The sequence below is a fragment of the Pseudomonas sp. BF-R-01 genome (assembly GCF_019946615.1).
GTDB classification, from domain to species: domain Bacteria; phylum Pseudomonadota; class Gammaproteobacteria; order Pseudomonadales; family Pseudomonadaceae; genus Aquipseudomonas; species Aquipseudomonas migulae.
Window position 1 is genome coordinate 1 of sequence record NZ_JAGYFX010000177.1, and the last position, 6159, is coordinate 6159.

Sequence of the window (6159 nt, forward strand, 5' to 3'; positions counted from 1 at the left end):
CTGTAATGCCGGGCCTTTGCCGGCCGTTTCCAACGATTGGTACGGAAGTTGCCGACTCCCCCGTCAACTGACCCACCCCCCCAAGGGGCAGGTCTCTGATAGAGGGAATACTCATGCACCCTTTACTGTCCAAAACCACGATCGCCCTGGTCGTGTCCGCTCTGGCCCAAGGCGTCGCCCAGGCAGCGCTGTTTGCTGTCGACCCCGGCCCCTATGTTCCCGCCAACGGTAACTTCGCTTCCTGGTATCAGGACACCCACGGTCGAACCCTCGACTTGTGCCTGTCCAAGGCCGTCAGCTCCAGGGTTCCAAGTGCGCCCGGCGCACCGTCCTACATGTGCCTTTTGAATCCGAATCCCGGCATTTTCGATGACACTCAACCCATCGTTTTCCCGACCAACTTCCCCGACGAAGCGTTCTGGTTCACCGGCGACGGATCCATCGTCGATGCCGCACGGGGCATCGACCTGACCTATGTCAGCGCCGTTGAAGCCGCGTTCAGTGGTGGCGACCCGCTGGAAGGCGACCAGGTCAGTTTTGGCCGTATCCGTATTCGGGTCGACGTGCCCACGGCAGGCACCTATGTCATCACCCACCCTTACGGCGTCGATGTCTTCAACGTCGATACCCCCGGGCGCCGCGCGATCAACATGACCCGGGACATCGGCATCGGCTCGCCGAAAACCTACGACGGTGCGCTCAAAGCGGACATCGGCCCTTTCCTGCGCAGCCTCAACGGCCCTTACATCGAGCCCAACCCGGTTACCGGTTCAACCGACACGTTCGTGGGCGATCCGAACCTGGAAGAGGCTTTCACAGGCAGCCCTTTCAATACCAACTACATCCGCATTGAAGGGCCTAACGGACTGGACTTGCGCACGACGGTGATGGCCATTTCCGGCAAATTATCGACGCTCGTTCGCCCCACTCCGATCATTGCCGAACGCAGCACCTATTCGCGCACAGCAGGCGCCAGCGCCCCGGTGGCCCACCAGGATGTTTTCGTCATGGCCCCGCCACCACCGGCCACCGTGACCCTGGACAGCAACACCCCGGTGTTGAACCTGATCGAGGCCAACACCACCGGCCACTGGTACGCCCAGTCAGCCACCAACCCGACGTTGCCGAGCAGCTTGCTGGTGACGGCCGACAACCATCTGGCCATCCCTACCAGCACGCCAACCTCCTTGTCCATGCCGCTGACCGACCTGGTGGTGATTTCACGGGCCGAGTACAGCCTGAGCAGCGGGCAAATCACGGTAGTGGCCTCGACCAGCGATGAAACATCGCCACCGATTCTCACCGCCACCTCCGGCACGGGTGTCGCCATCGGCGCCCTCAGTGGCAGCGGCGCAGAGAAATCCCTGTCGACCGGCATCTCGCCGATTCCACCGGCCAAGGTTCAGGTGACGTCATCCAATGGCGGCAGCGATACCGAAGAAGTGGTCATCGTGCAATGAACGCTCTCATGCCCAGATCCGCATCAGGAGGCATCATGAACAAGTGGCCACGCTTCGCGCTCAAGGCGCTCGGGCTGACTCTTTCGCTGTCCGGCAGTGCGTTCGCGCAACTCACTGCCGTCGATACCGGCCCCTACACTTTCGCCACGGGGAAATTCCCCATGTGGTATCAGGACAGCAACTTGCTGTCGCTGGAACTGTGCCAGTCACGGGCTACCAGCACGCGGGCACCGGGTGCTCCTGGCGCCCCCGCCTATATGTGCATCCTGAATCCGGAGCCCGGCATTTTCGACGACACCCTGCCGATGGTGTTCCCGGATAACTGGCCACCGGAAGCGTTCTGGTTCCTCGCCGAGACCAGCATCAACGATGTTGGAGGTTATGGCGTGGATGCCTACGTGGCCGGGATTGAAGCGGCGTTCGCTGCGGAAAACCCTGTCGACGGCGATCAGGCCAGCTTCGCGCGGATTCGCATGCGGGTGAACATACCTGTCGCGGGCACCTACACCATCACCCACCCGTACGGCGTGGAAACAGTCAACGTCACCACACCGGGCCGCCGGGCGATCAACATCACCCGCGACATCGGCATCGGCGCACCGGGCAACTTTGCCGGGGCACTCAACGGGGAGGTCGGGCCATTTCTTCGCAGCGTCAACGGGCCGTACACCGAAGTGAATCCGGACACCGGTGCCATCGAGACATTCGTGGGTGATCCGAACCTCAGCGAAGCGGTCACCGGCAGCCCGTTCAACAATAACTTCCTGCGTGTCCAGGGTCCGGCCGGGACCATTCAGACCAACCTCTTTACCGTGTCCGGCAAAGTCCTCGACAGCCGTGCGCAAACCCCTGTGGAAATCGGCCGCGCCACTTACCGCCGCCTCCCGACAGGTCCGGGCACGAGCAGTACCCGGGTCGAAGTCTTCGGCAAATCGGCCATCAGTTCGAGCCTGTGCTTCCGTGAAACCGTGCCTCTGGTTCCCGGACCACCGCAATCGCCCTGCCTGGTCACCATGCTTGGCAACAACACCGGCCAGTTCTTCGGTCATCGTCTGACAGGCAGCACGGTTCCTCCGGTGGTCGTGGTCACCGCGACCGACCCGAGTGGCACCAACCGGCCAACGGCGGTGTCGAGCAAAGTCACCGACATCGTGAAAATCCAGACCGCACGCTACAACTGGAGTAATCACAGCCTGCTGATCGAAGCCACCTCGTCAGACGAAGTCGTGGTGCCGGACATGGTCGCCCAGGGCTTCGGACGGCTGACGAAAACCGGCACCTTGCAACGCCTGAGCGTTGCCGATCTGTCGCAGCCACCGGCCAGTGTCACGATCAAATCCGCCGCCGGCGGCAACGACACCGAACCTGTGGTGGTGATCGGCACACAACCGAACAGCGGTGAAAACGAGGCGCCGCTGGCCGTTGCCGACACCGGCAGCACCAGCTTCGGAGTGCCGATCACCCTCAACCTGCTGGCCAACGACAGCGACCCGGACGGCAACACGCCATTGAGCATCGTCGCGCTGACCTCACCGGCCGCCGGGCAAGGCACCGTGGCGATGAGCGGCACGACCGCCGTGGTCTACACACCGCCCCCCGTAGTCACTGCGCCGATGACCACGACCTTCACCTACAGAGCTCAAGACATCAAAGGCCTGGCCTCGGTCACTCCGGCGACCGTGACCATCACCGTGGCGCCTAACCGGCCACCGGTGGCCGTCGCCGACAGCGTCGCAACCCTGGGCGTGGCGATACCGATCAGTGTGCTGGCCAACGACACCGATCCGGAAGGCAACGTGCCGCTGGCGGTCGCCAGCTTCACGCAACCACCGAACGGTCGCGGCAGCGTCAGCAGCAACGGTACGGTGATCACATACACCCCACCGGCCAACTTCACCACGGCGTTCACCACGACCTTCACCTACTTCGCCCGGGACAGCTTCGGCGCCCAGTCGACGGCACCGGCGACGGTCACCGTGCAAGTCTCGCCACGGCCACCGGCAGAAACCTTCACGGTGACCACGGCAACGGTGTCGGCACGCTCCAACAACCGCTTCACCTGGGACTTCGCGGGCACCTCATCGGTGACCACCGGCAACGTCGTCACCATCCGGGTGAGCACCCCAACCGGGTTGGCAACCCTGGGCACTGCCACGGTGGCGGTGACCGGTCGCTGGCGGCTGACGGTGAACAACACCACCACGGTGATTCCATCGGCGAACCCGACGGCCACCATCACCTCGTCCCAAGGCACCGTGCGCACCGTGACGGTGATCTCCAACTGAGCCTTGGCCCCATCGGTCACGTGGCCGATGGGGCTGGCCTCTTGCGAAAGGACAGTCTCATGAAAACGTCGACCGCCGCCCTGCTCTGCCTGCTTCTGCTCTGCAGCAGCGCGGGCGTGCGCGCCGACGATCTGATGGAGAACGATGACCTGGGCCCCGGCACCGACCTCGGCGAGTTGCCTCCGCCGATTGGCCAGCACGCGCTGATCGACCAGAACGGTCAGGCCAACGTGGCGCTGCTGCAACAGAACGGCCAGTCGCTGCTCGGCACCATCGTCCAGTCGGGGAGCAATCAGGAAGCCTACATCCTGCAACAAGGCAGCGACCTGATGGCAATGATCACTCAGCAAGGTTCCGGCAACTCGGCCTCGATCACCCAGACCGGCAGCCAGAACCGCGCGCAGATAGCCCAGAACGGCAATAACAACGACGCCAGCATCGACCAGGCCGGCACGGGGCTTTCCAGCGCCGTGACCCAATCGGGAAACGGCATGAGCGTTTCAGTCAAACAATACCGCTAAAGCACCGCACCACATGGAGGTTTCATCATGTTCAAACTGACGCCCCTCACCGCCGCGATCCTGGTCATTGCCAGTGCCCATGCGTTGGCCAACGACAGCATTTCCACCCAGGACCAGGTCGGCACCGCCAACATCGCCAATGTGAAACAGACCAAGGCCCCCTACAGCACCGCCACCCAGCAGCAACTCGGCGAGGGCAACGATGCGGCTGCGGTGCAGGACTCGGCCACTAGCACCATCGACCAGAACCAGGTCGGTGAATACAACGCCGGTTACGCCGAGCAATTGTATGAAGACAACAGCACCATCACCCAGAAACAGACCGGCAGCTTCAACACCAGCCATGCCAGTCAATCGATCGGCGCGGGCGGCGGCGAAGTGCTGCAACAGCAGGAAGGCAGCGGTAACTTTTCGTTCGTCTATCAGGACAGCCAGGAGGGCACTTCCGGTCAAACCTTCCAGTACGGCGACAGCAATGAAGCCAACATCGAACAGATCCAGCCCGGCATCGGCAACATGGCGGTGATCATCCAGTACGGCACCACCAACTACGCCACCGCCGAACAGATCAACCACATGGGCGGCCAGATCGACATCAACCAGACCGGCGCCAACAACTATGCCTACGGCGACCAGCGCAACGGCGACGGCGGCAACCTGACCATCAACCAGAACGGCGACGGCAACGGCACCGAGATCTGGCAAGACGGGCAAGCGGGCAGCACGGCCACCGTCGACCAGATGGGCGAGACCAACGAAACCGTGGTGGACCAGAGCTTCGGCGAAAACAACACCGCCCAGGTCTTCCAGGTCGGCAACCTCAACGCGATCTACGCCGACCAGTTCGAGTCCACCGGCTCGACCCTGGCGCTGTACCAGACGGGTACGGGTAACGTGCATTTCACCTATCAGTCCGGCGAAGGCCATTCGCTCACCGCGACTTCGGTGGGTAGCGACAACAAGGTCTACGCCAGCAATTGGAAAGGTCCGCAAAAAGGTGGTCAATTTGGCAGCAACCAAAGCGCAACCATCACTCAGAACGGCAAGGAAAACATTGCCAACTTCACCCAGGACGGCGTCGGCCACGTCATGACCACCAGCCAGACCGGCATGGGCAACAAAACCATCGTCAGCCAGGCGGAGAACTACAACGAGCTGTACTTCGATCAGAACGGCACCGACAACGTCCTCATCGCCGACCAGCGCGGCACCACCAACCTGGTCGAGGGCAGCAGTAACGGCATGAACAACCGTAGCGAATTCGACCAGTCCGGCACCAGCAACCTGGCCTCTACCAGCCAGTGGGGCAACGATAACAAGATCACTCTGAAACAGACCGACAGCATGAACGTGGCGTATGTGACCCAGAGCGGTATCGGGAACATTGCCAATGTTGATCAGAGTGGCGTGACGCAGATGGCGACCATTCAACAGGTGGGTATGGATAACCAGGCGACGGTGTTGCAGCAGTAATTGCGGGGGTATAAAAAACCGCGGCCCTTGAGGGGGGCGCGGTTTTTTTGTGGCCTGCTTTCTGTAGGAGCCAGGCTTGCCGGCGAAGGCGTCTTGACAGGCGACGATTATCTTTCAGGTGTACATATCCATTGCTGCGGTAACGGCCGCTATGGGTTTCGCCCTTACGGCGGGTCACTTGGAGAAGCGCCAAGTAACCAAGCGCTCTTGCCCCTTTCGTTCGGTGCCTCGCCTAGGCTCGGCATGCCCTCGCTCCGGTCCTGCTCCGTGGGCCCGCCGCCATCGGCCATCCCTGGCCGGGGGCGGCTAACCCGGCATCCATGCCGGGTTGCCCACTGCGCAGAACCTCCACTCGGCCTCTCGAGGGGGCGCTCAGATCAAAAGCGCAAGGCGAGCTAACGCTCGGCCTGAAGAGTGCTG

Annotated in this window: 4 protein-coding genes; all 4 read left to right on the forward strand. The window is 62.3% G+C overall.

Annotation, left to right across the window (positions count from 1 at the left end; genetic code table 11):
• Positions 1-113: 113 nt before the first annotated feature.
• From KGB27_RS30530 to KGB27_RS30545, 4 genes are read left to right on the forward strand one after another with little or no spacing between them, the layout of a single operon-like run.
• Positions 114-1460 (forward strand): hypothetical protein, encoded by a 1347-nt coding sequence (locus tag KGB27_RS30530; RefSeq protein ID WP_223557339.1) that lies wholly within the window; start codon positions 114-116, stop codon positions 1458-1460.
• Positions 1461-1495: 35 nt separating this feature from the next.
• Positions 1496-3745, forward strand: a complete 2250-nt coding sequence (locus KGB27_RS30535; protein WP_223557340.1) for an Ig-like domain-containing protein — start codon at positions 1496-1498, stop codon at positions 3743-3745.
• Positions 3746-3804: 59 nt separating this feature from the next.
• Positions 3805-4266 carry a curlin gene (locus KGB27_RS30540; protein ID WP_008034167.1) on the forward strand — a complete coding sequence of 154 codons (462 nt, stop codon included), beginning with the start codon at positions 3805-3807 and terminating at the stop codon, positions 4264-4266.
• Positions 4267-4293: 27 nt separating this feature from the next.
• A complete protein-coding gene (locus KGB27_RS30545; RefSeq protein WP_223557341.1) occupies positions 4294-5739 on the forward strand; it encodes a curlin in 1446 nt (481 codons plus the stop codon).
• The last annotated feature ends 420 nt before the right edge of the window (positions 5740-6159 follow it).

Bases quoted from the DNA above. Each gene is read 5' to 3' on its own strand.
- KGB27_RS30530 (WP_223557339.1), top strand. From the start codon at position 114: ATGCACCCTTTACTGTCCAAAACCACGATCGCCCTGGTCGTGTCCGCT.
- KGB27_RS30535 (WP_223557340.1), top strand. From the start codon at position 1,496: ATGAACAAGTGGCCACGCTTCGCGCTCAAGGCGCTCGGGCTGACTCTT.
- KGB27_RS30540 (WP_008034167.1), top strand. From the start codon at position 3,805: ATGAAAACGTCGACCGCCGCCCTGCTCTGCCTGCTTCTGCTCTGCAGC.
- KGB27_RS30545 (WP_223557341.1), top strand. From the start codon at position 4,294: ATGTTCAAACTGACGCCCCTCACCGCCGCGATCCTGGTCATTGCCAGT.